31 protein-coding genes and 5 tRNA genes are annotated in these 26,133 nt (G+C 59.2%); 27 read left to right on the forward strand and 9 right to left on the reverse strand.

The genetic code is table 11. From position 1 onward, the window contains the following. The first annotated feature begins 71 nt into the window (after positions 1-71). From glyA to FHS64_RS07980, 9 genes are read left to right on the forward strand one after another with little or no spacing between them, the layout of a single operon-like run. Complete coding sequence (glyA, locus tag FHS64_RS07940) at positions 72-1,355, forward strand: serine hydroxymethyltransferase (RefSeq protein ID WP_167177464.1); 1,284 nt, start codon at positions 72-74, stop codon at positions 1,353-1,355. A gap of 9 nt (positions 1,356-1,364) precedes the next feature. After that, complete coding sequence (gene nrdR, locus FHS64_RS07945; RefSeq protein WP_167177466.1) at positions 1,365-1,844, forward strand: transcriptional regulator NrdR; 480 nt, start codon at positions 1,365-1,367, stop codon at positions 1,842-1,844. Further along, a complete protein-coding gene (locus FHS64_RS07950; protein ID WP_167177468.1) occupies positions 1,844-2,470 on the forward strand; it encodes a RibD family protein in 627 nt (208 codons plus the stop codon). The genes nrdR and FHS64_RS07950 overlap by 1 nt, the downstream gene beginning before the upstream one ends. A gap of 3 nt (positions 2,471-2,473) precedes the next feature. Then, positions 2,474-3,064: a riboflavin synthase gene (locus tag FHS64_RS07955; protein ID WP_167177470.1), complete on the forward strand. Its 591-nt coding sequence runs from the start codon at positions 2,474-2,476 to the stop codon at positions 3,062-3,064. After that, entirely contained in the window at positions 3,064-4,197 is a 1,134-nt protein-coding gene (gene ribB, locus FHS64_RS07960; protein ID WP_208380696.1) for a 3,4-dihydroxy-2-butanone-4-phosphate synthase, read from the forward strand. Before FHS64_RS07955 ends, ribB begins: the two co-directional genes overlap by 1 nt. 14 nt (positions 4,198-4,211) lie before the next feature. Continuing rightward, positions 4,212-4,655: a 6,7-dimethyl-8-ribityllumazine synthase gene (gene ribH, locus FHS64_RS07965; protein ID WP_341771113.1), complete on the forward strand. Its 444-nt coding sequence runs from the start codon at positions 4,212-4,214 to the stop codon at positions 4,653-4,655. 35 nt (positions 4,656-4,690) lie between these two features. Beyond that, on the forward strand, positions 4,691-5,185 hold the full coding sequence (gene nusB, locus FHS64_RS07970) for a transcription antitermination factor NusB (RefSeq protein ID WP_167177772.1): 495 nt from the start codon (positions 4,691-4,693) through the stop codon (positions 5,183-5,185). Next, positions 5,172-6,161 carry a thiamine-phosphate kinase gene (gene thiL / locus FHS64_RS07975; protein ID WP_167177472.1) on the forward strand — a complete coding sequence of 330 codons (990 nt, stop codon included), beginning with the start codon at positions 5,172-5,174 and terminating at the stop codon, positions 6,159-6,161. The genes nusB and thiL overlap by 14 nt, the downstream gene beginning before the upstream one ends. Positions 6,162-6,198: 37 nt before the next feature. Next, the gene (locus FHS64_RS07980; RefSeq protein WP_167177474.1) at positions 6,199-6,633 is read left to right on the forward strand and encodes a hypothetical protein; all 435 of its coding nucleotides are present in this window, start codon (positions 6,199-6,201) and stop codon (positions 6,631-6,633) included. 57 nt (positions 6,634-6,690) lie between these two features. On the opposite strand, the gene FHS64_RS07985 is transcribed toward FHS64_RS07980, so the two are convergent. Then, positions 6,691-7,170, reverse strand: a complete 480-nt coding sequence (locus FHS64_RS07985; protein ID WP_167177476.1) for an outer membrane protein assembly factor BamE — start codon at positions 7,168-7,170, stop codon at positions 6,691-6,693. 91 nt (positions 7,171-7,261) lie between these two features. On the opposite strand from FHS64_RS07985, the gene FHS64_RS07990 reads away from it, so the two are divergent. The 7 genes from FHS64_RS07990 to FHS64_RS08020 all read left to right on the forward strand — a co-directional run bounded on the left by FHS64_RS07990 (position 7,262) and on the right by FHS64_RS08020 (position 11,350). Beyond that, complete coding sequence (locus FHS64_RS07990; RefSeq protein WP_167177478.1) at positions 7,262-7,789, forward strand: ubiquinol-cytochrome C chaperone family protein; 528 nt, start codon at positions 7,262-7,264, stop codon at positions 7,787-7,789. Further along, positions 7,786-8,307, forward strand: a complete 522-nt coding sequence (locus FHS64_RS07995; protein WP_167177480.1) for a YceD family protein — start codon at positions 7,786-7,788, stop codon at positions 8,305-8,307. Before FHS64_RS07990 ends, FHS64_RS07995 begins: the two co-directional genes overlap by 4 nt. An 81-nt stretch (positions 8,308-8,388) precedes the next feature. Beyond that, the gene (plsX, locus tag FHS64_RS08000; RefSeq protein WP_167177482.1) at positions 8,389-9,456 is read left to right on the forward strand and encodes a phosphate acyltransferase PlsX; all 1,068 of its coding nucleotides are present in this window, start codon (positions 8,389-8,391) and stop codon (positions 9,454-9,456) included. Beyond that, entirely contained in the window at positions 9,453-10,430 is a 978-nt protein-coding gene (locus tag FHS64_RS08005; protein WP_167177484.1) for a beta-ketoacyl-ACP synthase 3, read from the forward strand. Before plsX ends, FHS64_RS08005 begins: the two co-directional genes overlap by 4 nt. A 73-nt stretch (positions 10,431-10,503) precedes the next feature. Further along, positions 10,504-10,812, forward strand: coding sequence for an integration host factor subunit alpha (locus FHS64_RS08010; protein WP_167177486.1), 309 nt, complete (start codon positions 10,504-10,506; stop codon positions 10,810-10,812). A 2-nt stretch (positions 10,813-10,814) separates the two neighbouring features. Beyond that, a complete protein-coding gene (locus FHS64_RS08015) occupies positions 10,815-11,198 on the forward strand; it encodes a MerR family transcriptional regulator (RefSeq protein ID WP_167177488.1) in 384 nt (127 codons plus the stop codon). Positions 11,199-11,273: 75 nt separating this feature from the next. Next, a tRNA-Pro gene (locus tag FHS64_RS08020) sits at positions 11,274-11,350 on the forward strand. 66 nt (positions 11,351-11,416) lie between these two features. Here the strand turns inward: FHS64_RS08020 and FHS64_RS08025 are convergent. Together FHS64_RS08025 and FHS64_RS08030 are read right to left on the reverse strand one after the other, a co-directional pair. Then, positions 11,417-11,647, reverse strand: coding sequence for a DUF2842 domain-containing protein (locus tag FHS64_RS08025; RefSeq protein ID WP_167177490.1), 231 nt, complete (start codon positions 11,645-11,647; stop codon positions 11,417-11,419). Continuing rightward, positions 11,647-11,898, reverse strand: a complete 252-nt coding sequence (locus FHS64_RS08030) for a transglycosylase (protein ID WP_167177492.1) — start codon at positions 11,896-11,898, stop codon at positions 11,647-11,649. The genes FHS64_RS08025 and FHS64_RS08030 overlap by 1 nt, the downstream gene beginning before the upstream one ends. 138 nt (positions 11,899-12,036) lie before the next feature. Here FHS64_RS08030 and FHS64_RS08035 point away from each other — a divergent pair, with 138 nt between their 5' ends. Beyond that, the gene (locus FHS64_RS08035; protein WP_167177494.1) at positions 12,037-13,095 is read left to right on the forward strand and encodes a COX15/CtaA family protein; all 1,059 of its coding nucleotides are present in this window, start codon (positions 12,037-12,039) and stop codon (positions 13,093-13,095) included. Between the two features lie 44 nt (positions 13,096-13,139). On the opposite strand, the gene FHS64_RS08040 is transcribed toward FHS64_RS08035, so the two are convergent. Together FHS64_RS08040 and phaC are read right to left on the reverse strand one after the other, a co-directional pair. After that, entirely contained in the window at positions 13,140-13,511 is a 372-nt protein-coding gene (locus FHS64_RS08040) for a hypothetical protein (RefSeq protein WP_243862860.1), read from the reverse strand. Continuing rightward, the gene (phaC, locus tag FHS64_RS08045) at positions 13,511-15,220 is read right to left on the reverse strand and encodes a class I poly(R)-hydroxyalkanoic acid synthase (RefSeq protein WP_208380810.1); all 1,710 of its coding nucleotides are present in this window, start codon (positions 15,218-15,220) and stop codon (positions 13,511-13,513) included. The genes FHS64_RS08040 and phaC overlap by 1 nt, the downstream gene beginning before the upstream one ends. A 345-nt stretch (positions 15,221-15,565) precedes the next feature. Here phaC and FHS64_RS08050 point away from each other — a divergent pair, with 345 nt between their 5' ends. The 8 genes from FHS64_RS08050 to FHS64_RS08085 all read left to right on the forward strand — a co-directional run bounded on the left by FHS64_RS08050 (position 15,566) and on the right by FHS64_RS08085 (position 19,832). Further along, complete coding sequence (locus FHS64_RS08050; RefSeq protein WP_341771114.1) at positions 15,566-16,003, forward strand: hypothetical protein; 438 nt, start codon at positions 15,566-15,568, stop codon at positions 16,001-16,003. A 117-nt stretch (positions 16,004-16,120) separates the two neighbouring features. Continuing rightward, positions 16,121-17,926 carry a single-stranded-DNA-specific exonuclease RecJ gene (gene recJ / locus FHS64_RS08055; RefSeq protein WP_167177500.1) on the forward strand — a complete coding sequence of 602 codons (1,806 nt, stop codon included), beginning with the start codon at positions 16,121-16,123 and terminating at the stop codon, positions 17,924-17,926. Between the two features lie 105 nt (positions 17,927-18,031). Continuing rightward, positions 18,032-18,106, forward strand: a tRNA-Glu gene (locus FHS64_RS08060). Positions 18,107-18,240: 134 nt separating this feature from the next. Continuing rightward, positions 18,241-18,315 (forward strand) — tRNA-Glu (locus FHS64_RS08065). 60 nt (positions 18,316-18,375) lie between these two features. Beyond that, positions 18,376-18,450 (forward strand) — tRNA-Glu (locus FHS64_RS08070). Positions 18,451-18,677: 227 nt separating this feature from the next. Further along, positions 18,678-19,196 carry a cold-shock protein gene (locus FHS64_RS08075; RefSeq protein ID WP_167177502.1) on the forward strand — a complete coding sequence of 173 codons (519 nt, stop codon included), beginning with the start codon at positions 18,678-18,680 and terminating at the stop codon, positions 19,194-19,196. 30 nt (positions 19,197-19,226) lie between these two features. After that, a complete protein-coding gene (locus FHS64_RS08080) occupies positions 19,227-19,700 on the forward strand; it encodes a DUF192 domain-containing protein (RefSeq protein ID WP_167177504.1) in 474 nt (157 codons plus the stop codon). Positions 19,701-19,755: 55 nt separating this feature from the next. Next, positions 19,756-19,832: transfer RNA gene (locus tag FHS64_RS08085), tRNA-Pro, on the forward strand. 28 nt (positions 19,833-19,860) lie between these two features. Here FHS64_RS08085 and FHS64_RS08090 read toward each other — a convergent pair. After that, entirely contained in the window at positions 19,861-20,478 is a 618-nt protein-coding gene (locus FHS64_RS08090) for a polysaccharide biosynthesis/export family protein (RefSeq protein ID WP_341771115.1), read from the reverse strand. A 199-nt stretch (positions 20,479-20,677) separates the two neighbouring features. Here FHS64_RS08090 and FHS64_RS08095 point away from each other — a divergent pair, with 199 nt between their 5' ends. Then, positions 20,678-22,120 carry a GumC family protein gene (locus FHS64_RS08095; protein WP_167177508.1) on the forward strand — a complete coding sequence of 481 codons (1,443 nt, stop codon included), beginning with the start codon at positions 20,678-20,680 and terminating at the stop codon, positions 22,118-22,120. Positions 22,121-22,163: 43 nt separating this feature from the next. Then, entirely contained in the window at positions 22,164-22,862 is a 699-nt protein-coding gene (locus FHS64_RS08100) for a CpsD/CapB family tyrosine-protein kinase (RefSeq protein WP_167177510.1), read from the forward strand. On the opposite strand, the gene FHS64_RS08105 is transcribed toward FHS64_RS08100, so the two are convergent. Genes FHS64_RS08105 through FHS64_RS08115 form a run of 3 tightly spaced genes read right to left on the reverse strand, consistent with a single transcriptional unit; the run spans position 22,859 to position 26,132 of the window. Then, on the reverse strand, positions 22,859-23,797 hold the full coding sequence (locus FHS64_RS08105) for a glycosyltransferase family 2 protein (RefSeq protein ID WP_167177512.1): 939 nt from the start codon (positions 23,795-23,797) through the stop codon (positions 22,859-22,861). The genes FHS64_RS08100 and FHS64_RS08105 overlap by 4 nt on opposite strands. Then, a complete protein-coding gene (locus tag FHS64_RS08110) occupies positions 23,794-24,723 on the reverse strand; it encodes a glycosyltransferase family 2 protein (RefSeq protein ID WP_167177514.1) in 930 nt (309 codons plus the stop codon). Before FHS64_RS08110 ends, FHS64_RS08105 begins: the two co-directional genes overlap by 4 nt. Beyond that, entirely contained in the window at positions 24,720-26,132 is a 1,413-nt protein-coding gene (locus tag FHS64_RS08115; protein WP_243862861.1) for an oligosaccharide flippase family protein, read from the reverse strand. The genes FHS64_RS08110 and FHS64_RS08115 overlap by 4 nt, the downstream gene beginning before the upstream one ends. Position 26,133: the final 1 nt, after the last annotated feature.

The following is a 26,133-nucleotide window of genomic DNA, read 5'->3' on the forward strand; positions in this document are numbered from 1 at the left end:
ATGTTGTGGTTACGGGCGGCACGGCCTAGAAGGAAGCACCAACCAGCCGCTCAGCCTTGGGGATTCCCACAGTGACCGCCTTTACCCACGACGCTTATTTCACCCAGTCTCTCGCCGATTCCGATCCGGAGATTTTCAAGGGTATCCAAGGCGAACTTGGTCGCCAGCAGGAAGAGATCGAATTGATCGCCTCGGAGAACATCGTCTCCAAGGCCGTTCTCGAAGCCCAAGGCTCGGTTTTGACGAACAAATATGCCGAGGGCTATCCGGGCCGTCGCTACTACGGTGGCTGCGAGTTCGTTGATATCACCGAGGATTTGGCCCGCGAGCGCGCCAAGAAACTGTTCAACTGCCAATATGTGAACGTCCAGCCGCACTCGGGCGCACAGGCAAACCAGGCTGTGTTCTTTGCCCTGCTGCAACCGGGTGACACCTTCCTCGGTATGGATTTGGCCTGTGGTGGTCACCTGACCCACGGTTCGCCTGCCAACCAGTCGGGCAAGTGGTTCCGTCCTGTGACCTATAAGGTCCGCGAAGACGACCAGACCATCGACTATGACAACGTCGCCGAAATGGCAGAGCGCGAAAAGCCCAATCTGATTCTGGCGGGTGCCTCGGCCTATGCGCGCCAGATCGACTTCAAGCGTTTCCGCGAGATTGCGGATTCGGTCGGTGCTTATCTGATGGTGGACATGGCCCACTATGCGGGCCTGATTGCGGGCGGTGCCTATCCTGACCCGCTGCCGCATGCCCACATTGTCACCACCACCACCCACAAGACCCTGCGCGGTCCGCGTGGCGGCATGATCCTGTCCAACGATCTGGAACTGGGCAAGAAGATCAACTCTTCGGTCTTCCCCGGTCTGCAAGGCGGTCCGCTGGAGCACGTCATTGCCGGTAAGGCCGTGGCCTTCGGTGAAGCCCTGAAGCCGGAGTTCAAGCTCTACGCCCAGCAGGTCGTGAAGAACGCCAAGGTTCTGGCCGAGGTTCTGATCGAGCGCGGTCTGGCCATCGTCACCGGCGGTACCGACAGCCACATGATGTTGGTCGATCTGCGTCCGAAGGGCGTGACCGGCAAGGCCACCGAGCGTGAGCTCGAAAAGGCTCTGATGACCTGCAACAAGAACGGCGTGCCGTTCGACACTGCACCGTTCACCATCACTTCGGGTATCCGTCTGGGGACGCCCGCTGGCACCACCCGTGGTTTCGGCGAGGACGAGTTCCGTCAGATCGGTCACTGGATCGCCGACGTTGTTTCGTCGATGAACGGTGGCGACGAAGCGGATCCGGCTGTCATCGCTTCGGTGGCGGCTCAGGTTCGCGAATTGACCCATCGCTTCCCGATCTACCGCTAAGGCTCTGAAATGAAGTGCCCTTTCTGCGGTAACGCCGACACTCAGGTTAAGGACAGCCGACCGTCAGACGACGGTTCGGCTATCCGCCGCCGTCGCTCGTGTCCGCAGTGCGGAGGGCGCTTCACCACCTTTGAGCGGGTGCAGTTGCGCGAACTGGTGATCCTGAAACGCAACGGCCGTCGTACGCCGTTTGACCGTGACAAGCTGGAACGCTCGCTGGGCATTGCGCTTCGCAAGCGTCCGGTAACGCCAGATCAGGTGGAGCAACTGGTCAGCCGCATCGTGCGCCAGTTAGAGAGCTTGGGCGAAACCGAAATCCAGTCGCACGTCGTTGGTGACTTCATCATGAAGGCGCTGAAGAGCGTCGATGAAGTGGCCTATGTGCGCTACGCCTCGGTTTACAAAGACTTCCGCCATACCAGCGACTTCGCCAAATTCCTCGGTGACGAGGGCTTTGAAGAGAACAAGCCGCTTTACGGCGACGACTGATGCGCCCGCGCGTCACACTTAAACTGGCGACGTCTCTGGACGGCAAGATCGCTATGGCCTCCGGTGAAAGCCAGTGGATCACGGGCGAAGCCTCGCGTCTTCAGGGGCATCGCCTGCGGGCCAGTCATGATGCCATTCTGGTTGGGATCGAGACGGTGCTGGCTGATGATCCGCAACTGACGGCGCGGATTGCGGGCGAAGAACCGAAACAGCCCCTACGGGTTGTGCTGGACAGCCGCCTGCGGACGCCATCGTCTGCAAAACTGGCCCATAATGCCCTGATCCTGACAGCGGTCGAGCCTCGGCAGATCGGCACGTCGCGCGTTGTGCGTATTGATGCTGATTCTAATGGTCGCCCTGCGGTCGGGGCGGTTTTGGCGGCCTTGGCGGGCGAAGGCATTCAATCCTTGCTGATCGAAGGCGGGGGCAGGGTGGCCGCCAGCTTCATCCAGGCGGGTTTGGTCGATATAATCGAGTGGTTCCGTGCACCTATGATCTTGGGTGATAGCGGCCGTTCGGGTATTGCTGCGCTCGAATTGACGAAACTTTCTGATGCTCCGCGTTTCCGGCGTCTTGCGGTCCAGCCTTCGGGTGACGACTTGTGGGAACGTTACGAGAAGGTCTGAACTATGTTTACCGGTATTGTTACCGACATCGGGCGCGTTCGCAGCGTGCAACGTACCGAGCGGGATTGGCGCTATGAAATCGAGACCGTGTGGGACACCACGACGATCGATCTGGGCGCGTCCATTGCTCATGCTGGCTGCTGTCTGACGGTAACCGAAAAAGGCGATGGCTGGTTCGCCGTCGAGGTTTCGGGTGAAACCCTGTCCAAGACCAAGCTTGCCGAATGGGCCGAAGGTTCGCGCATCAATCTGGAACGCGCGGCCAAGCTGGGTGACGAACTGGGGGGCCATATTGTTTCGGGCCATGTGGATGGTCTGGGCACGGTGGCATCCATCACGCCGGAAGGCGGCTCGCACCGTATCCGTTTCGAGGCTCCCGAGCCTCTGCACCGTTTCATCGCGCCCAAAGGCTCGATCACTGTTGATGGCGTGTCCTTGACCGTCAACGAGGTTGAGGGCCGCGTATTTGGTGTGAACATCATTCCCCACACGTGGGAAGCAACGACCTTGGGCTCGCTAAAGGTCGGGGATAAGGTCAATCTAGAGATTGATATGCTGGCGCGTTACCTCGCCCGGTGGCAGGAGACCGCATAATGCAACTGACAGCGACCATGACCGATAGCCCGATCAGCCCGATCGAAGATATCATCGACGATGCCCGCAACGGGCGTCCGTACATCCTTGTGGATGCCGAGGACCGCGAGAACGAAGGCGATGTGATCATCCCCGCCCAGTTCGCGACCCCTGACCAGATCAACTTCATGGCCAAGCATGCGCGTGGCCTGATCTGTCTGGCCATGACGGCGGATCGCGCCAAGCAATTGCGCCTGCCGCCGATGGCTGCGGAAAACCGCGAGAGCATGGGCACGGCCTTCACCGTCTCGATCGAGGCCAAAGAGGGCGTAACGACCGGCATTTCGGCGGCGGACCGCGCGCGCACCGTTCAGGTGGCAGCCGATCCGACCAAGGGTGCCGACGATATCGTCTCGCCCGGCCATATCTTCCCGCTGGTGGCGCGTGATGGCGGTGTTCTGGTTCGTACCGGCCATACCGAAGCGGCTGTCGACATCAGCCGCATGGCGGGCCTGACGCCTGCGGGCGTGATCTGCGAGATCATGAACGATGACGGCACCATGGCCCGTATGCCGGAGCTGATCTCGTTCGCGCAGTTGCACGGCATCAAGATCGGCACCATTGCCGACCTGATCGCCTATCGCCGTCGCACCGAGCGCTTTGTCGAGCGTGCGCTGGATACGCCGTTCGAGAGCATCTATGGCGGCACATTCCGTATGGTCGTCTATCGCGACACCATCGAGGGCAACGAGCATGTGGCGATGGTGAAGGGCGATATTACGCCGGACCAGACCACGCTGGTTCGTATGCACCAGATCGACTTTGCCGCGGACCTTCTGGGCCACATCGAAGCGCGTCAGGACTATATCCCGCGTGCGCTTCAGGCCCTTAGCAAGCATGACGGCCCCGCCATTGCCGTATTTTTGCGCGATCCGGGCCTTCACAGACTTTCTGAACGACTGGTTGGCGGCGACAAGCCGGCCGCCGTCGATCGTGCCCTGAAAAACTATGGCGTTGGTGCGCAGATTCTGTTGGATCTGGGTGTTCGCGACATGAAACTGATGAGTTCCACACGCCCCAACCCGACGGCGCTGGAAGGCTATAGCCTGCGCATTGTCGGCTGGTGTGACATGGACGGAGAAGAACAATCCTAAACGATCCTTACCGCGTGCTGATTGTCGAAGCACGCTTCTACGACGATCTGGCCGACGCCCTTCTTGAAGGGGCCAAGGATGCCTTGCGCGCGCAGGGCGTTGAATTCGACGTTGTGACGGTTCCGGGCGCACTGGAAGTGCCGACTGTGATCGCCATGGCTGAAGACGCTGGCCGTCTGCCAACCGCGCCGCGCTATGACGGCTATGTTGCGCTGGGCACAATCATCCGTGGTGAAACCTATCACTTCGAAATCGTCGCCGACCAATCGGCTGCGGCCATCAGCACGCTGGGCTTGAAGGGTATCGCCATTGGTAATGGCATCCTGACGACCGAAGACGAAGATCAGGCATGGGCCCGCGCCCGTGTTTCCGAAGCGGACAAGGGTGGCTTTGCCGCTCGCGCCTGTCTTGATCTGATCAACCTGCGTAAACGACTGTCTAAAGGACTGGCTTCGTGACCGACGCCCCCAAGCCCGCAACCGTGGCCGAAGTCATGGCGCAACTGGACGAAGTCCAGAAGAACAAGGCCGAGCCGCAACTGACCAGCCGTCAGCGCCGCGCCCGTACGGTTGCCCGTCTGGCTGCTGTTCAGGCCCTGTACCAGATGGAACTGATCGGTGAGCCGGTCGAGCAGGTTGTGCGCGAGTTCCGCAACTTCCGCTTTGACGGTGACATCGACGGTCAGACCATGGCCGAGGCCGACGAAGACTGGTTTGCCGAGATCGTTCGCGGTGTGGTCGAGGACCAGTCGGCGATTGATACGCTGGTCAAGTCGCATCTGGCTTCGAACTGGCGCATGGAGCGCCTGGACTCGACGGTGCGTGCCCTGCTGCGCTGCGGTTCGTGGGAACTGAAGCACAAGACCGAAGTGCCGCGCGAAATCGTCATCGACGAGTATGTCGAACTGGCCAAGGCCTTCTTCGACGATGCGGAATCCAAATTCGTGAACGCAGCGCTGGACGCTGTTGCACGCGATGCCCGCGATTGATGCCGTAGGCGAATTCGAGACGATCCAGCGGCTGTTCAAGCCGCTGGCGCACCCCGAATGGGCGAGGGGGCTGGCCGATGATGTGGCCGCCCTGCCGTCCCGTCCGGGGTATGATCTGATCCTGACCAAGGATGCCTTGGTCGAGGGCGTGCATTTTCTCCCAGAAGATCCGCTGGATACGTTGGCGCAAAAGCTCTTGCGCGTGAACCTGTCCGACATTGCCGCCAAGGGCGCGGTGCCGTTCGGCTATCTGCTGGCGTGCCACTGGTCCGAGCGGTGTGGCTGGCCGGAACGCGAGGCCTTCGTAGCGGGCTTGCGCCGCGATCAGGCGCTTTTCGATATCTATCTGCTGGGCGGAGACACGGTTTCGACACCGGGCCCGTTGACGTTCTCGGTGACCATGTTGGGCTGGGTGCCTGCAGGGCGCGCTGTGCATCGCGGCGGTGCCAAGCCGGGTGATGTGGTCTTTGTGACCGGAACGATTGGCGATGGCTGGCTGGGACTACAGGCCTGCCAAGGCACGTTGAAGCTGGAGCAGGACCGGCTGGACTATCTGTGCCGTGCCTATCGCCAGCCCTTGCCACAGACCGAGTTTGCCGATGCCATCCTGAAATCGGCAACTGCCAGCGCCGATGTGTCGGATGGATTGATGGCAGACGCAGGCCGCATTGCCGAAGCCAGCGGTGTTTGCATCGAGCTGGATCTGGAAGTCACCCCCTTGTCGGCGGCGGCCGATAGCTGGTTTGCCGGACGGGTCGATGAAGAGGCGGCGCTGGAACAGTTGGCCAGTGGTGGCGACGATTACCAGATCATCTTTACCGTTCCTGCCTCTCAGGAAGAGGCCATGCGTCGTGAGGCCGACCGGCGTCATGTGCGCTTGACCCGCGTCGGTCAGGTTGTCGAGGGTAACGGGCTTGTGGTTCGCTATCGCGGCGAGGATGTAACCCCCGCCAAAACGGGTTGGACCCACGACTAGCAATCAGTTGCTAAGAGCTGTGCCATATTATGGGATCATGCAGAGACGCACACTGATCCTCTCGATGGCTGCTTTGGCGCTTGGCGCAAGCTCAGTCATGGCCGCACCGGAAGCTTCGACCCCCGAGGCCGCATCTGTCACTATGACGGGTCTGGGACTGCCCGTTTTCGTGGACGGGCGGGTCCGTAACCACATTTTTGTCGAACTGAAACTGCACCTGAAGGCAGGCTTTGCTGTCGAACAGGCCCGCGCAAAAGATACCATCATGCGCGATGCCCTGATCCGTGAAGGCCACAGGCGTTCTTTCGGCATGGCCGATAACTGGAACCGTATCGACGAGCGTGCGCTGGCGTCGGCGGTGATGCAGATTGCCAATACCCAACTGGGACGTGGCAATGTGGTGCGGGTGGAGATCGTGCGACAGACCCCGCGTATGCGTGTGCGGACAGTCGCTGCGGCACCAACCCGCTGAACAAACAAAAACGGCCCCGATTTTTCGGGGCCGTTTTGATTTTTGGCTGACGACAGCTTAGTCGCGGCGCTGCTGGCCGGGCTGGTCTTCGTCTGTGCGGGGCAGCTGACCGCGGCCGACGTTACCCAGAAGCTGTTCCAGAACCGTCAGCGAACGGCCACGTGTCGGAGTTTCGCGCTTGTTCATTGCGATATCGACCTTGTCGTCCAGGTTCAGGCTGCGAACAGCCGTCACCGTACCGCTGTCCTCGTTAAAGGTGATCTCGGTGATGTTGCGCTGGGTGACCTTGGGCGTGCTGTAGGTATAGCGCTCGGTCGTCTGCGAGATGTAGTACCAGACGTTTTCGGCCTCGAAGGTCGAAGCGGTCGAAGGCGAACCCAATTTCGTCAGGACGGATTCGCGGGTATCGGTGCCGACGACAATGTCTTCGGGCTTGTTGTCGATGACCTGAAAACCCTGTGGCGAGACGCGCGGCGCACAGGCAGCGGTCAGAACGGTCAGGGAAATCACGGCAAGAAGCGACTTGGTGCGGAGCATCTGCGATAGGCCTCTGCGAAAACTGTTCTTTGACCTAACCTCCGGAGCGCCTTAGTGCAACGTCGCGGAGTCACGAGGGCCATGAAATAATATGTTCAAATCACTATTCAGACCCAAACCCGTCGAACGTGACGCGCTGGAGCTGTATGCCAAGGCGGTAGATCAGGCGCGCCAGCCGGTCTTTTATACCGATCTGGGTGTCGCAGACCGTATCGATGCGCGATTCGAGATTTATACGCTCCACGTCCTGCTGCTGTATGTGCGCCTGCGCCATGAAAACGAGCGCGGTGCGGTACTGGCCCAGAAGCTGTTCGATCACTATGTATCCGCACTGGATAATGTGCTGCGCGAACTCGGCGTCGGCGATGTTGCGGTAGGCAAGAAGATGCGCAAGCTGGGCGAGGCTCTGTATGGCCGTATGGCCAGCTATGAAAAGGCGCTGTCGGAAGGTGACCGCGAGGCTCTGGTCGTTTCCATTGCCCGCAATGTCTATGAAGCCGAGGATGCCCCGCACGCCAACGCCCTGGCTGACTACACCCTTGCCAGCCACCAAGCCCTGAGCCGTCAGACGATGGCCGAGATTGAACAGGCGCCGCAATGGGCGCAAATTAACGGATGACCCAGATTCAACTCCCCTATAGCGAGCCTGTCCGGCTCCATCAGATCGGCGCAAGTCTAGAGCGCACCCTTGTGCCCGAGGCGGCCGATCTCGTGCGTATTGCCAAGGCGCTTAATCTGGCGTCGCTGGCTTCTCTGTCTGTCGATATGACGCTGGTTCCGACCGTTTCGGGATTTCGCATGGACGGGCGCGTAAAGGCCGAGGCCGAGCAGACCTGCGGTCTGTCGCTGGAGCCGATGCCGGTTAGCGTGGATCGTCCCTTCACCGTGTATTTCGTCCACGAAGCCGAACCGCAGAATAACGAAGACGGCGAAATCGACATCGAACTCGATGACAACTTCCCCGATGTTATCGAGGAAGGAAAAATCGACCTTGGCCAACATGCGGTCGAACAATTGTCGCTGTCGCTTGATCCATTCCCGCGCAAGGAGGGTGCCGTGTTCGTGCAGCCGCCGGAGCCGGTGGATATTTCACCGTTTGCGGCACTGAAAGCGTTGAAAGATACGAGCCAAGGTTGACCTAGGGTTGCCTTGGTAGCATCCACACTGAATCTTACCCCCACTAAGTGCAGCAACAGCTGTGCTGGAGAACCGAAGCCTTTGGCATCCAAGACCCTGATTTCTCTAGACGCCATGGGTGGCGATCACGGCCCGTCGGTCGTCGTCCCCGGTATTAAGGCTTACCGTGCCCGTTTCGGCGGCGAACAGGTTCATTTCCATCTGCATGGTGATGAAGCCCTTATTCGCGCCGAAATGGACAAGCACGGCCTGACGGATGCTGACTGCACCATCTTCCACACCGACAAGGTTGTGGCGATGGACGAAAAGCCTGCCCAAGCCATGCGTCGTGGCAAGGGTTCCAGCATGTGGAACGCCATCGAAGCCGTGAAAACCGGCGCGGCTCAGGCCGTGGTTTCGGCGGGTAATACCGGCGCGTTGATGGCGATTTCCAAGCTGCAACTGCGTATGGCGGCAACGGGTCTGGAGCGTCCGGCGATTGTGGCTTCGTGGCCGACCCTGCGCGGCACCACGGCGGTTCTGGATGTCGGGGCCAATATTGGCTCGGATGCCAAACAACTGGTTGAGTTCGCCATTATGGGCGAGGCCTTCCAGTCGGCTGTCCACGGCATTGAAAAGCCGACAGTCGGCGTTCTGAACGTCGGTTCCGAGGAAATGAAGGGTCATGACGAGGTACGCGAGGCACATGCCATGCTGCGTTCCGGTCATCTGCCGATCAACTATTACGGTTTCGTCGAGGGCGACGATATCGCCAAGGGCACGGTCGATGTGATCGTCACCGACGGCTTTACCGGCAATATCGCGCTGAAGACCGCCGAGGGTACGGCCCGCTTTATCGGCACTCTGCTGAAAGATGCGCTGAAGTCGGGTCTGCAATCCAAGATCGGTGCGTTGATCGCCATGCCGGCGCTGAAAAAGATGTCGCGCAAGATTGACCCCAGCACCGTGAATGGCGGCCCGCTTCTGGGCTTGAACGGTCTGGTTGTGAAAAGCCACGGCGGGGCAACCGCCGAAGGGTTTGGAAATGCTATTCGCGTCGCCGTTGATCTGGCGCGCAGTGATTATCTGTCCAAGGTCGGCACCAATCTGGCCCGCATGGCCGAAATGGCCGATATGGGCGCAAAGACGGACGGGGGAGTAGACGAGTGAGCGTAGTTCGGACGGCTGTAACGGGTGTGGGTTCCTATCTGCCCCCGCACATTGTCACCAATGAAGAGCTAAGCAAGACCGTCGATACATCCGACGAATGGATCATCGAGCGGACAGGTATTCGCCAGCGCCACAAGGCGGCTGACGACCAGCCGACCAGTGATCTGGCCGTAGAAGCCGCGCTTCGTGCACTGGCCGATGCCGGCAAGACGGCGGCGGATGTCGACCTGATTATCGTCGCTACCACGACGCCGGATAATACCTTCCCGGCGACGGCGGCTATTGTTCAAAAGAAACTTGGCGCACCTGTCGGCATCGCTTTCGATGTTCAGGCTGTCTGCTCGGGCTTTGTCTATGCCATGAGCGTGGCTGACGGTTTCGTTGCGCGTGGTCATTCCAAATGTGCGCTGGTGATCGGTGCCGAGGAAATGACCCGTCTGATGGACTGGGAAGACCGCACGACCTGCGTTCTGTTCGGTGACGGGGCAGGGGCGTTTGTTCTGGAGCCGCGCGAAGGTCAGGGCACCAAGGACGATCAGGGCCTTCTTGGCTTTGCCTTGCGCTGTGACGGGTCCAAGACCGATCTGCTTTATGTCGATGGTGGCCCTTCGACGACGGGCACAGTCGGACATCTTCGTATGACCGGCAATCAGGTGTTCCGCCATGCTGTGGTGAACATTTCCGAAGCCATCGTGGCCGCAACCGAAGCGGCGAGCATCGCCATTCCGGATGTGGACTGGTTTGTGCCGCATCAGGCGAATGCGCGAATCATCCGTGGTGTCGGTGAACGGCTGGGTCTGGACGAGAACCGCGTAATCTCGACCGTCGATCTGCATGCCAATACTTCTGCGGCTTCGATCCCGCTGGCTATGGATACTGCGATCAAGGATGGCCGCATAAAACGCGGTGATTTGGTTGTTATCGAGGCCATGGGCGGAGGTTTGACGTGGGGAGCATGCGCTTTCCGTCTATGATTCCGCAAAGAGTGCTTTGATTTTTCGTAGTTTTGGCTTTGTATGACTCCTGATTGACAGCGGGGAGACGCAAGTGTCGGGACAGCACACCCTTACCCGGGCAGATCTGTGTGACGCGGTTCACGATGAAGTGGGCCTTTCACGTCAGGAATGCTCTAATCTTGTAGAGCGTACACTCGAGTTGGTGGTTGAATCTCTGGAGCGCGGCGAGACGGTCAAACTGTCCGGCTTTGGCGTGTTCCAGGTTCGAGAAAAGCGGGCCCGTATGGGCCGTAACCCGAAGACAGGTGAACCGGCGGCGATTAACCCGCGCCGTGTCATCAGTTTCCGCGCTTCCCAAATCATGAAATCGAGGGTCCACGACGCCGTAGTCGAGGATTGATTTTGACTAAAAGCCCACAAGCCTTTCGTTCCATTTCCGAAGCCGCCGACGAAGTCGGAGTTCCGCAACACGTTCTGCGGTTTTGGGAAGGGAAGCTGGACTTTATCCAGCCGGTAAAGCGTGCGGGCGGCCGGCGCTTCTATCGCCCCGAGGACATCCAGATTCTAAAGGATGTCCGTCGCCTTCTTCATGATGAAGGTATGACCATCAAGGGCGTAGAGCGCCTGTTTAAAGACAAGTCGGTTCGCTCGGGCAAAACGCCAGCGACCGTAAAGGCGCTGAATAAACCGGAAACGGTGTCTTCGGGCGTAAACCAGCCTCATCTTGTCCGTGTTCTGGAGCAGATCGAGGCGGCGCAGGCGCGACTGAACGCTGTCTTGGCATAATAGTCGCAGCTTATTGTTCATAAGCCACTTTTTTGGTTTGCGATCGACGATTTGCCCGTCTATACGAAGCGTCTTCGGAGCGTGGCGCAGCCTGGTAGCGCACTTGACTGGGGGTCAAGGGGTCGCAGGTTCGAATCCTGTCGCTCCGACCATTTCCTCCAAGGAATTGGTTGAAATGAAAAGGGCACCCTCGGGTGCCCTTTTTTCGTATCTGGATTCTATCGAGGATCAGCGGGATGATTCTGTGCGCCCTTGCCTGGCTTTTCAGCCCAGCGCAACATGGGGATCAGCGGAACGCCCCAGCCAATCCCTGCAATGGCGTAATAGATGGCCTCCACCCAGAAGATATCGGGCAAGAAGCCGGACAGGGTGACAGCGCCCCACACCCAGAAGGTCAGGAAGGCCATGACCATAATGGTGGCAATCAGTTTTCTGAGACGTGGCGGCATCAGCGTTTCTTCCGGAAGATAAAATACAGCAGCAGACCGGCGACAGCGCCGCCAGCAGCCCATACGGGCCATATCCAGCTATCCAGCGTGACGAGCGCAAACACCCGCAAGACAAGGAATACGCCGCAGATGGCCCCCGCATAGGCCACAATAAAGAAGGCCGGCATTTCACGGCGGCCAGCCAGAAGGTCGGCCAAAAGAGCCAATACGGACACGACCACAACGGTCACGGCCAGTTCAATATAGGGCATAGGCAAATTGCCTCCTCAAACAACCGTGACGCTTAATGCAAGAATGCGACTCGAAATCGTAGCGAGACAGGGGCATACCCCTCTGTTCTCCGTCTGACGATAGACGGTCACCATATCGGGGCAAAGAGCAGGCGTCGAATGATGCGTATAGGCGAAGTCACCCACAGCCGGTCTGTGGCAATCTGGTTGTTTGTGTGTGCGGTCCTGGTGTTTGCCATGGTCGTTGTTGGCGGTGCGACGCGTCTGACCGGATCGGGTCTGTCGATTACGGAGTGGAAGCCGATCATGGGGGCTATTCCCCCGATGACGCACGCGCATTGGCTTGAGGCGTTTGAAAAGTACAAGGCGATTCCGCAGTACCAGTTGGTCAATGCGGGTATGACCCTTGGCGAGTTTCAGGGCATTTTCTGGTGGGAATGGATCCACCGCCTTCTGGGCCGTCTGATTGGTATAGCGTTTGCGGTACCGTTCCTGATTTTCGTGGTGTTCCGCATCATGCCGCGCCGTCTGGTGCTGCGCTGTGCGATTCTGCTGGGTCTGGGCGGTTTGCAGGGGCTTATCGGCTGGTGGATGGTGACATCCGGCCTGAGCGAGCGTGTGGATGTGGCACCCGAGCGTCTGGCGACGCATTTGGGGCTGGCTTTCATCATTTTCGCGGGTCTGATCTGGGCTGGCCTCGAGGCATGGTCGGGCGAGCAGTTTAACCGCCCTTCGCGTGGCTGGAATATTGCGGCTAATTTGCTGTTGGCCGCAGTGTTCATCCAGTGCCTGTTGGGCGGTCTCGTGGCCGGTTCCAAGGCTGGCATGGTCTTTACGGACTGGCCTATGATGAGCGGTGCCATATTCCCGCCGGTCGAATGGGGGCAGGGCGGTCTGGCCTTCCTGCACGATCAGGGGCTGGTGCAGTTCAATCACCGTCTGGGTGCCTATATCCTGCTGGCCTTCGGTACGGTCTATGCTGTTCAGGCATGGCGCTGGCGTTTGTCCGAAGGCTCGGGCGCGGCGGCCTATGCGCTGGCGCTGAGCCTGTGGCTACAAGCTGTTCTGGGTATTCTGACCCTGATGCATGCCGTGCCGATCACGCTTGGCGTGGTTCATCAGGCAGTGGCTGCGCTTGTACTGGGTCTGGCGACAGTGAACCTGTGGTTGGTGCGCCGAGCGCGTCCCCGGATATTTAATTCTGGGCCTCGTAGTTGAACCAAAAGAAAAGCGCCGGAGACATCCTCCGGCGCTTTTTTGTATCAGGCTTTGCGGGCCGCGATCGCCGAAGCCACGGTACCTGCAAACCAGACCGAGGCGATGACGATCAGCAGACCGTAATCGTGCCCCATCCAGATAACGGGGATGAAGGCCGCCAGAGCGATGACCGCCGGAAACATGTTCGACCACATGGCCGAAACCTGTGATTCCAGATGGATCAGCGGGCGGACCTCTTGTCCGGCACGTTTCTTCATCCAGCTGTTCAGCGGGACGTAAAGAGCAGTCACGACAACCGCGATCAGCACATATTTCAGCAACTGGCCGGCCTCGCCAAAAATGGCGGCACTGCCGATCAGAACGCCCAGCGCACAGCCAGTCGTGACGGCGAGCAGGGCATTGGGTTCAAAACGCATCAAGACTTGACCTTAACATAGGATCCGGGTGCGGGCTCCAGCGGAGCCAGCACGCCCTTGGCAGGATCGCGTGCGGGGATTTGTTTGCCGGACAGAGCCGACAGCCATTCCCCCCAGTGCGGCCACCAGCTACCCGGATGTGGTTCAGCGCCCGCTTGCCATTCTTCCAGCGTTTCGGGAAGCGATGGATTGGACCAGTGCTGATATTTTCCGGCATCGGGGTGGTTGATGACGCCCGCAATATGGCCCGATCCGGCCAGCGTATAGGTGACGGGACCGCCAAACAGGCGTGCCGAGCGATAGACCGAGCGCATGGGCGCAATATGGTCTTCGCGACTGGCCTGGAAATAGACCGGTACAGTGATGCGACCCAGATCAATGGTTTCGCCGCCCATGGTGATCTCGCCCTTGGCCAGAGCATTCTGGCCGTACATGCGGCGCAGATAATCCAGATGCAGAGTCTTGGGCATACGCGTCTGGTCGGCGTTCCATGCCAACAGGTCGAAGGCGGGCGGGTCTTTGCCCATCAGATAGTTTGAGACGAAGAACGACCAGATCAGATCATTGCTACGCAGGGCATTAAAGGTATCGGCCATGGCGGTGCTGGGCAGTACGCCGCCCGCCTCGTCCATCTGGCGCTCGATTTCGGCCAGCCAGTGCTCGTCGGTGAACAGGGCCAGATCACCGGCTTCGGCAAAATCGTGCTGGGCGGCAAAGAAGGTGGCGCTGTTGATGCGGGTGTCGTTCTTGGCAGCAGCATGGGCGAGGGCGGAGCCGAGCAGGGTGCCGCCGATGCAATAGCCAACCGTGTTCACGGTTTTCTGGCCGGTTTGCTCCAGTACTTTTTCAACGGCGCGGTAAATGCCTTTTTCGAGGTAGTCGTCGAAATTGTAGTGCGACTTGTCCTTGTCCGGATTGACCCACGAGCAAACAAAGACGGTAAAGCCTTGCGCCGTCAGCCAGCGCACCATCGAGTTTTCGGGGCGCAGGTCGAGGATGTAGAACTTGTTGATCCACGGCGGGAAGATCAGCAGCGGGATCGCATACTGTTTTGGCGTCGCTGCATCATATTGCAAAAGCTCGAACAAATCGTCGCGCCAGACCACTTGCCCCGGTGACGTGGCGACATTTTCTCCGACTTTGAAACTGTCCGTATCGGTCTGGCGAATTGCAAGGCGACCGCGCCCACGTTCCAGATCAGTCGCGAAGTTCTGCATACCCCTGACCAGAGTCTCGCCATTGCTCTCGGCCAGAGCCTTCAGAGCAACCGGATTGGAAGCGAGGAAGTTAGAGGGCGACAAGGCATCGGTCAGCAGACGGGTAAAGAACTCGGCCTGACGTTTGACCTTGGGATCGATGCCATCGGCACTGGCGACCAGTGCGTGCATCCATTCCGTTGTTGTCAGATACGACTGACGCATCATGTCAAAGACAGGATTTTCCGACCATGCAGGGTCGCGGAACCGTTTGTCTGTGGCAGGAGCGGCTTCGGTTTCTTCACCCAATGCGCGACGCGTGGCCGTGGTCCACAGACCCAGATAGCGGTTGAACAGGTCGGCCTGCGCTTGAAACAGCTTTTCGGGCTTGGCCGCCAGACTGCTCATCACCGCGCCCATGGCGGGGGTGACATTGAACGGATCAGAGGACAGTGCCGCAGGACGATCGGCCTGTGTCAGGGCCGCTTCGGCAAGGGCGGACTGGGCCAGCATCGCAGCCTTGGCCAGATTCAGCGACAACTGCTCGATCTGGTGAATATGCTCTGCACCGAAAGCGGCACCGCCTTCGGTGCCAGACGACGGCTTTTCGGTTTGGGGCGGAGCCTTGGGGGTGGCCTTGGCCTTGGAGGCTTTTTTCACCGTCTCGGCCGTTTTTACATCAGGTTTTGAAGCGGCGTCCAAGGAGGCCGGACGGGCGCGCTTCGCTGCTGCGGGGGCGCGTTTTGCGGTGGATGTCGGGGCCTTGGATTTGGTCACCGTTCAGTTCTCCAGAGCAAGGAATGGGCGTATGCCTATCGCCGCACCCTATGTTGGCATATGAATGCTCGGGACATGAACGTGAATCTTGTGAAAATCGTATTGCAGCCGTTTGCTGCTCTGGCCCTGTGTGCAGGGCTGTCGGCGTGTGCCTTTGATCCTCCGGCTGATCCGGCCTCGCCATTGGCTAGCAGAATAGATTCGCTTGTGGCCGAGAAACGCGATTATCCGCGCTGGCAGGACTTTCCGGCGGCACCTGTGAATGTGCCTGATGCCGCAACGGTTCGCACGGCTGTGACAGGGCTTGAGGCTTCTCAAGGTGTACTTAACACCGAAGTCGCGGCGATTGACTGGGAACTGGGCGATGCCGAGCAGTTTGTGACGACGATCCGTCAGCGTCTGGCAGCGGACAATGTCGAAATCCCGACCGCCGATACGCCGGCACAGATAGAGGCTTTGGCGGCGTCCTTGCGCGCCCGCGCCAAGGCTCCGCCGCCTGTAGATCGCCCCCTGCGCTAAAGGCCTTATACGTCCGTGCCTGACGTGATCGTAAGATAGGCGTCGAGAATCGGTTTCTGCGCCATGCAGCGCGGAGCTGACAGCACGAGGATACCGATATTCGAGGATACTGGCCGCATGGCTGATGATATGACGCAAAAGCCGTTTCTGGGATTCAGCCGGTCTGCATCGGGCCGGAACTGGCGCATGCGTCCGGCAGATTCTGATGTCACGCGGGCGCATATCCAGTCGCTTGGTTTGAGCGAGCCTCTGGCCCGTGCGCTGGCCTCGCGCGAGATTGCACCGGATCAGGGCGAGAACTTCCTGAACCCGACCTTGCGCGCGCTATTTCCCGATCCTTCTACCTTTATGGATATGGATCAGGCCGCCACAGCCATTCTGGATGCCCTGCAAGCGGGTGAAAGCATCCATGTGTTTGCCGATTACGATGTAGACGGGGCATCCAGTGCAGCGCTTTTGGTGCGCTGGTTCCGCTGTCTGGGGGCCGAACTGCCCATCTATGTGCCGGACCGCATGAAGGAAGGCTATGGCCCCAGTGCGCCAGCCTTTGACCGATTAAAGGCCAGCGGTGCCGATCTGGTCATTACGGTCGATTGCGGTGCCGCCGCCAACGAGGCTGTGGCCCATGCGACCGATATCGGCCTGAAGGTTGTGGTTATTGACCACCATATGATGCGCGAAGAGCCGCCAAAATGTCTGGCGGTTGTAAACCCAAACCGGCCCGGCTGTCCGTCGGGACAGGGCAATCTGGCTGCGGCGGGGGTGGTGTTTGTGCTGCTGGCGGCGCTGAACAGGGAAGGGCGCAAGCGTAACCTGTTCGCCGCGACGCCCGAGCCGGACATTCGCCAGTGGCTGGATCTGGCCGCTATGGGCGCAATCTGTGATGTGACCCGCCTGACGGGCTTTAATCGGGCCTTGGCCAGTCTAGGCCTGAAATCAATGTCGGGATGGAATAATCCGGGCTTGTCGGCCCTGATGAGGGTGGCGGGTGCCGAACTGGGCGAAGCCAAGTCGCAGACGGTGGGTTTTGTGCTGGGGCCGCGAATCAATGCGGGCGGACGTATTGGCCGTTCCGATCTGGGGGCCAGCCTGTTGTCCACGCAGGATGCGCGTGAAGCCGATATGCTGGCGCGTGAACTGGACGAGTTGAATCGCGCCCGTCGTGATGTCGAGGCCGACGTTACAGAGCAAGCTATCCGCATGGTCGAGGCGACGGGCGCACATCAGGATGAAACCGCCTGTGTGCTGGTGGCGGGCGAGGATTGGCACCCCGGCGTGGTGGGCATTGTGGCCGGACGTCTGCGTGAGCGCTGGCGCAAGCCGGTAGTTGTGGTTGGTCTTGATCCGGTGACCGGCATCGGCAAGGGCTCGGGACGTTCCCAGCAGGGCATGAATCTGGGCCGTGCGGTGCAAAAGGCCTGGGAAGAGGGCGTCCTGATTGCGGGCGGTGGACACGCTATGGCGGCGGGTTTGACGGTGGCCACCGACAATCTTGAAACCTTGCGGGCCTTTTTGAATGACGCCTTGAGCGGTGAGCAGGAAGCGGCACAGGCTCTGGACTGGGTGGAGATTGACGCCCTGATTGACGCTCGCTCGGCTACGCGTGACCTGTTCGAGAGTTTCGAGAAGCTGGCTCCCTATGGTCCGGCCAATCCCGAGCCGATGTTTGCATTCGAGCATATTCAGGTGCGCGAACCGGTGGCTATGAATGGCGGGCATGTGCGCTGTCGTCTGGTGGGGCCGGACGGGGCGTCGGTACGGGCCATTGCATGGCGCTGTGCTGACCTGCCTTTGGGGCGGATGATCTTGTCCGGGCAGGGTGGCTTGTGTGTTTCCGGTCGCCTGAAGGCCGATGACTGGAACGGTCGTCGCGGTGTGCAACTGGAAATCGAAGACATCGCCGACCCGCGAATGGGCGCATAGGATTTACGATCCTGCGTCACAGGTCTTTGAAAAAAGACGCAGAAATCGTTCTAGCCCGTTGCGTTTCTTGGATTCGCCGTCTATCTAGCCACACGTTCGCGACGCGGTCCCTTCGTCTATCGGTTAGGACGTCAGGTTTTCAACCTGAAAAGAGGGGTTCGATTCCCCTAGGGACTGCCACGCGACGTTGTTTTCGAACTTCGGTTCAAGCCTGACGCATCTCGGTTTTGGAGATTTTCCGAATACCGAAGAAAGATGAAGAAGCCGCTTGCATCAGGGTTCGGAGGCAGATAATAGACCGCTCCTCGCGCTGCGGTCCCTTCGTCTATCGGTTAGGACGTCAGGTTTTCAACCTGAAAAGAGGGGTTCGACTCCCCTAGGGACTGCCACGCGGACCGGCTATCCGACTTCGGTCGGAGCCATACAATTTAGATCGCTTCTCGCGCTGCGGTCCCTTCGTCTATCGGTTAGGACGTCAGGTTTTCAACCTGAAAAGAGGGGTTCGACTCCCCTAGGGACTGCCACGCGGAGCTCTAAGCCCCCATCACCGGACAATCTGATTACAGCCTGTAAGTACAGGGCTGATCTGTTTGCGCTCGTAGCTTTATTGCTCGCGCAAATCACAGAGATGTAAAATCGTCATTTTTCACTCTGCGTGACACTAAATAGTGTGTTAAGTTTCGTTGTTCGTTCAATCCAAGGTTTTGGCCTAGATTGAAACTCTTGTTCGCTTTTGCTTGGGTCTGTGGGGATGGAAGATAACGATACTGTACGTGTCGAGGGGCACGTAAAATGGTTTGATCCCGGTAAGGGCTACGGCTTCATCGTGCCTGATGATGCGAATCATACCGATCAGAAAGATGTTCTTCTGCACGTCAGCAGTCTTCGCGACATCGGGCGTGAAGATGCCGGCGAGGGTGCCCGCATTAGTGCGGACTGTGCGCGTCGTGCAAAAGGCTGGCAGGTCGTGCGTATCGAGGTGCTGGACGAGGCGCTGCCTGATTCCCGCCCGCAACGTCCCTTGATCCAGCGTTCCGGCGTGGATGCGACCCCGATCGGTGAAATGGAACCGGCGGTCGTGAAGTGGTTCAACCGCACCAAGGGCTATGGCTTTGTTGTTCGCAACAGCGCCGAGGGCGACATCTTCGTCCACGTTGAAACCCTGCGCCGCAACGGTCTGGAAGATCTTTTGCCGGGCGATGCGGTCGATGTGCGTTTTGCCGAAGGACCCAAAGGATTGGTGGTAGCCGAAATTCGTCCCGCGCAGTAAGGTTCGCGCCTGTTTTTGGAAGGCGAAACCATGAAGTGCTCGCGACGCGGCCTTGCCGTACTTGCTTTGGGACTGGCTGTATCTGCTTGCGCGGCAGGCAAGCAGGTCGTTGACGAACGCGGACGTCCGCTAGAGCCGCTTTCTGTCGTTACGCAAAGCGGCGAGCATCATTTCATGGTCGAAATCGCCGATGACAATGCGTCGAGGGCGAGGGGGCTGATGTACCGCCCGCCACTGGCCGATGATCGCGGGATGCTTTTCCAGTTCCCGCAAGCCAGCGAACAATCTTTCTGGATGCGTAATACGCCCAGCTCGCTGGACATCATCTATATTGCGCCGGATGGCAAAATCATCTCGATTGCCCGCCATACAACCCCCTATTCGGAAGCCCCTGTACCGTCCTATGGCGCAGCGAACGGCGTTCTGGAATTGCGTGCGGGTCGTGCTGACGAAATCGGTGCCAAGCCCGGCGACCAAATTAAACACAACTTCTTCAAAAAGTAGGTTTTTTCTGTTGCGGTAAACGACAAGCCGTGACATTAGAACGGCTTCCGCGGCTCGGGGTATGGCGCAGTCTGGTAGCGCACCTGTTTTGGGAGCAGGGGGTCCGAGGTTCGAATCCTCGTGCCCCGACCACGGAAAAAATCTCTCCCTAAAATTTAACTTAGTTCCAGCCGTTCAGCGCATAGCTGAACCCTATGGGCATGGCCTCGCGGACCTGCGTGAAGAAGGCCGTGACTTCGCCAAGGGCCGTACGCGGAACAAAGATGATGTCGCCACGACGAATGCGCGGCGAGAACAGGCTGCGATTCCCCAGATCAACCGTCGTCATCATCGGATAGCCATCCGGCCCGCGACGAATCAATGCGGCCTTGCCGGTTCTTGCCCCGAGTGATTCACCACCTGCCATCAGCATGGCCTGATAGGCATTGATGGGCTCTCCGGGCAGGTCATAGGCACCCGGATTACGCACCTGACCGTTCACCCAGACCTTGGCAGGACCAGAGCGGCGCAAAGAAAGCTCGACGGCAGGGCGCACCAGATGCTCGGCATAGGCTGTGGAAATATCGGCCTCCAACGCATGCAGGCTGCGTTCTGCGGCCATAACATGACCCGCCATCGGCAAAGAGATGCGGCCATCGGGGGCCAGTGTTAGGGTACGGTTCAGTTCGGGCGCTGAAGGCAGGGCCAGATCGATCTCGTCACCGGGGAACAGAACATAGGGCGGCTCGATATCCGACCATGGCCGAAAACCGGCAATGACGGCAGCATCGTCACGCACAGACGCACCAGAAGATGCGCATCCTGCCGTGGCGATAGCCAAGCCGCCTAGAAAAAACCTACGGTCGATCATTCGTTTCCCCCGGCGAGCCCAGTGCCGATACCTTGAATATCAATGATCGTAATTTATGGTTCACGCCTGATTAACACCCTGTAGGGCATTCATGTAGCAGAGGTTCACCTTTCGCAGGCTTGTGCGCATGGCGTCAATCAGCTCCGGATATGGCCGCCCACGTTATGGCGTGGTCGATGTCATTGCTCTGCTGCTGCGAGAGCTGTGGCTGATGGTTATTGTCTTCTTGGTCATTGTGGCCCTGGGCACTGTTGCCATCATCAGCCTGAAGAAGACGTATTTTGCCGGTGCGACCCTGTTTGTCGGGGTTGGTCAGGAATATGTGTATCAGCCGCGCGTCGGCACCCAAGGCAACGGCTCTCCGCCCAATGCGTCCGAAGTGGCGCAGTCCGAAGCGGCCATCCTGAACAGCCTTGAGGTCAAACAGCGTGTTGTCCGCGCTATGGGCGTGGAAACCTTCCATAATGCGCCTGCCACTCCTATTGCAGCATCGCGGGCAGAGGCTTCGGCAGTTCAGGCCGTCGGCAACGCCCTTAAGGTCTCTGTCTCGCCGGAAAGTCCGGTGATCGGTCTGTCCTATAGCAGCCATGACCCACGTCAGGCCGCACAGGTGCTCAACACCGTCATCGATCAGTACCTGACCTATCGCCGCGAAGTTTTTCGTGACCGCGCCACACCCGCTATCCGTAGCCAGCGCGCCGCATTCGAGGGCGAGCTGGAAGCGGCGGACCGCGCCTATGAAGAGTTCCTGACCTCCAACGATATCGGTGATTTTGCGACGGCCAAGGCGGCATTGTCGCAAAGCTATCAAACCGTATTTGCCGAACGACTGTCGGTTCAGGCCCAACAGAATCAAGCGGCGCAGCGCCTCACGACACTGATGGCGCAACAGGCCCGGACGCCCGCAGAAATTGCGCTACAGCAAGACCTGAATGTGTCAGCGCAGGACCAGATTTTGCAACTGCGCACTGAACGCGAGCAGCTTTTGTCGCGCTATCAGATCGATGCTGCACCGGTTCAGGAAGTCGACGCCCGTATTCGTCGCCTGCAAGCCTTTGTCGAAACCGGCACCTCGGTAGGGGCCAAAGAGGTTCGCACCGGCCCTAATCCGATCTGGGTCGAGCTGGAAACCAACCGTATCTCGACCTTGGCCGAGCGCGATGCCCTGTCGGCCCGTCTGGCCGTTCTGAACCGGCAAATGGCGGATCTGACAACGAAACAGGCACGCCTGACCGATCTGGAATCGCGAAACGCCACCTTGGCGGGCAATCGTGAAGTGCTGAGCCAGTCGATTCGCGAGTTCCAGTTGCGCGAGACGCAAAGCCGCGCGGATGGTGAACTGGTGTCGGCCGGTGCCGATAATGTCACCGTCATTGAGCGCGCCCAGCCGCCACTGTCGGGCCGTAGTCTCAAAATGCCACTGATGGCGGCCCTGATCCTGTTTGCCGGTTTTACCGCCCTGTGTGCCGGTCTGTTGCGCGTTTTCCTGCGTCGGAGTGTCCTGACCCGTTCCTCGGCAGAGCGTACCTTTGGTTTGCCAGTTCTGGCCGTAGCCCCATCAAAGACCTAAGCCGTGCTAGGATCGTGACAGGACAGGCATCTTAGCGATTCGCATGGTGGATTTGACGGCGGAAATGGCGGGGCTATGGACGGCGCTTGGCGCTGCGCCAACCCATCGTGGCCGCCTGATTATGTTTGTCAGCGCCGTTAAGGGCGAAGGCGTTTCCACAGTCTCGCGCGAGTTTGCCCGACTGGCTGCGGTAAGGGCTACGAAACCGGTTTGGTTGATCGATGCGGACCTGATGCACCAGCAGCAGCAGGTTCATATGATCCAGCACCCCGACCGCTTTGGGCGAGCAGGGGAGACTGTCGCCGGATCTCCCGATGGATCGAGTTTTTTCACGATCAAGCCGCCATTTTTGGATAAAAGCGGACAGCGCATCCGCCCTGCACGTCTTTTAACGGCCAAGCCTTTTCTGGGGCGTCGCCTTTATGCCACGCGCTTTCAACAGGAAGCCCTGAAAGCGGGCCAATCTGCGGACATCCTGAAACAGGGGGACTATTGGTCGGGTCTGAGCCAGCATGCCGAGGCTGTGATCGTTGATGCGCCTTCGGTGGATGTCAGTGATGCGGCGCTGATGATGGCACCGTTCATGGACGAAGTGGTGATCGTCGTCGGCGAAAATGCCGCCATCGAACCGCCACTGCTGCTGAAAGAGCAGATATTGTCTGCGGGCGGGCGCGTTACAGGCATGGTCATCAACCGCGCGACCTATCAACCGCCCAAGTTAATGCAGAAATTTATGGGTTAAGCGCCTTGGTCACGGCGCTTTAATTCGGCTGATCCATAAAGTTTTGGTTCAAAACTATTGAACCATAAGACCTTTCCGATGCCCTCGGCGCTGCGGGTCATCAGTTGCGCACCCGTTCGGGTCAGGCCCAAGCCGGTGCCGATACTGCCCAAACCAAATACGGCAAACTGACCCAAGCCAATGGCCATCCAGCGTATCAGAACCGCGATATCGCCTCTATGGGCTGCACTCTGGCTGGGTCCCTGTCCACGAGCAAAGGCGCGTTGCAGTAGGTAGGCCAGATTGGCGCGGTGGGGCGGGGCATGTTCCTGCACCCATGCGTTTGCGGCCCAGGCAAAGCGGGCACCCTGTTGTTGCAAGGTGGCGAACAGAACATCGTCTTCGCCGCCGGTCTGGTTGGTAGAGATGGCAAAAGGCGCATCGCCGCTAAGCGCGGTCTGGCGTTTCATCAGGCTATTCCCGCAGCCATAGGTCCGCGCGATCAAGCCGTCAGTGTCCGGTCCATGACGGCTGAAGAAGGTTTCGACCACTGGTCGGATAACGGAACGTGCCTGTGGCGCTATGCCCTTGATGGGGCCAAACACCACATCGGCATCAAACTGATTTTGCACATCCAGCAGGGATTTCAGCCAGTGGGAACTGGCGATTTCATCATCATCCAGAAAGGCGATGAAACGCGCATCGTCGACATGCACGAGGCCGGTATTTCGGGCCGTTGCAATACCGGCCTGTGGCTGATGGACATAGATAACCGAAAAAGGGGCGTCGGTGATCAGGGCGCGGGCTGTGGCCTCGGCGGTGGCCTGCGGGTCGTTGTCGACGATAATTAGGCGCTCGACCGTATCGGTTTCGCTTAGGTCGAACAGGGAGCGTACTGCACGGTTCAGACTGTCGGGACGGCGCAGGGTCGGGATAATAATAGTCGCCCGGTTCATGTCAGCGCCTTGGCATAGAGGGCTGCCCGATAAAAACGCAGGGCAAGTCCGCGAACTGATACCGGCATGTACGAACTGACGGCGAACCGCTCGGCCACGATCCGCACCGGTGTGGCCAGCCGCAGGGCCTTGAGCTTTTGCGCGATCCGGTAAGAGGGATAGCGCGCCACATATTGCGGATGCAAACGGGCTATGCGGGCAAAATTGGTCGCGGACTGCCTGTATTTGCCCATCAGGGCAGGGACGGTGTCCAAGCCCAGATGGGTGGCAGTATTGTCGATATGGGTGATGGCATGCGTCTTGGTCACGCGCATGGCCCACTCCACGTCTTCCCAGCCCCAGCCTTGAAAATTCTCGTCAAAGGGATTCTGCAAGAACACGTCTTTTCTGATCAGCAGGTTTGACGTGAAGACGTACTTTTCTGGTTGCTGGCTGCGGACACTGGCTGGAACACAGTCGGACTTATTCGCCATGCTGCGGTGAACGGCATATTCCGGCGCGGCCGAGGCCTGGGTGACGCTGAAGCCGCCAAAAGTGGCTGCGGGTGTGTGGTCATCGATATGCGAGAGCCAGCTCCGTAGGAAATCGGCATGGTCCGGCAACATATCGGCGTCGATGAACAGCAGGTATTCGCCACGCGCCTGACTGGCCAACAGGTTGCGCCCCTTGGAGCGCCCCAGATTTTCTGTTGAGGACCGCAGACAAGTGGCGAGATGCGATTGGTTGACTAAACCCTGTAGCGTGCGGGTCAGGGTTACGTCATTGGTGCCATCATCAAGAATAATGACCTCGATCCGGTGGGTATGTTCGCCTTGGTCAGCCTCAAGCGCCAGCAACAGTTCTGTGGGATCGTCACGCAAAAACGGTACCAGCACAGACAGAACAGGTTTGACGTCCGGCCAGCGGGCATTGGGGTGGAGGATCATAAGGCCTGCTCTTCGGGGTTGAGGCGAAGATCGCGAATCCGTTTCAGCAAATCACGCACGCCGCCCGCATTGGTGCCATAGGCTAGAACGCCATACACCAAGGCCCCGACAACGGCGTCCAGCATCAGTTCTGCAAACCCGCCGATTTGCGGCAGGCAGAGCACGGCAATGGCCATGGTCGCAGCGCACAGGCTGCACAACATGACGTCCTTCCAGGGGAGGGGCATGGTCATGATGCGGCGGGCCATGATCACAGATGCCAGCACGCCGATGAAATAGCCCAGTACGGTCGATATGGCGGCCCCCATCAAGCCCAACTTCGGGATCAGGATAATGTTCAGAGCGATATTGGCGATGGCCGGAATGATCATCGACATCAACAACAGCAAGGTGCGCTTGGACAGGGTAAAGGCCTGATTGAAATAATAATACAACCAGCCTGACAGGAAGGCAGAGGCCGCAATCCACGGCGTGACCATGGCGGAGGCGGTACGCAGTTCGGGGCCGATCACCACCTCGGCCAGCGGGCGCGCCACAAGTGCGACGCCAACGGCAGCAGGTACGGTGACGAGCATCAAGATACGCGCCTGATCCTCGGCGGCTATCTTCAAGGCACGGGCACCGCCTTTTTCCAGAGCCATGACCAAGGCCGGTGCTCCTGCGGTTCCCAGCCAGAGGAATATGATGTCCAGCGTACGGTTCGCGATGCTGTAACTGGCGTGATATGCCCCGACAGCCGCTTCGTTCATCAGCCATGCCAGCATAAAGCGATCGGTCGAAGCGAGGATCAGAGCCATGCTCAGCGACATCGAAATAGGATAGCCGTAAGCGATATAGGCTTTCAGGCGCGATGGGTTGTACCGGCCGTGTCGCTGCTTGCCCCGTTCAAGTGGCAAGGCGATGGGAAGGGCCAAAAGGGGCGCTACCAACAGACCGACCAGAGGTGATGCGCCGCCAAGGCCCAGCCATGCGGCGGCGATACCCAGAATGAAAACCGCGAGGGTGAAAAAGATATCCAGACCTGCCGCCTGTCGCACTGCGCCGCGCGCACGCAGGGCAACCTTGACCATGTTCAACAGGCAGCGGATTGGCACGCCTATCAGGCCGACAGCCATGGCAAGGCGTATTTCCATGCCCAGCGGAAGCAGAAGACAGACCGCAATCGCGGCCGGTATGAATACGAGGCTGAGGACCAGTCCGACGCGGTAAAGCGTGGCATAAAGATCGGCCAGACCTTCGGGCGTGGCCTCTCCGGCCCAGTAGCGGGCCATGGCGGCTTCGAGCCATGTGAAGACCAGCACATGGGCCAGCGAGCACACGGAGAAAGCCAGCGCATAGATGCCGAATTCGGTCGATGACAACAGGCGCGTGAAGACCAGAATGGTCAGCACGCCGACGACAGCCTGCAAA

Origin of the sequence: Brevundimonas terrae, assembly GCF_011761985.1 — a bacterium.
GTDB classification, from domain to species: domain Bacteria; phylum Pseudomonadota; class Alphaproteobacteria; order Caulobacterales; family Caulobacteraceae; genus Brevundimonas; species Brevundimonas terrae.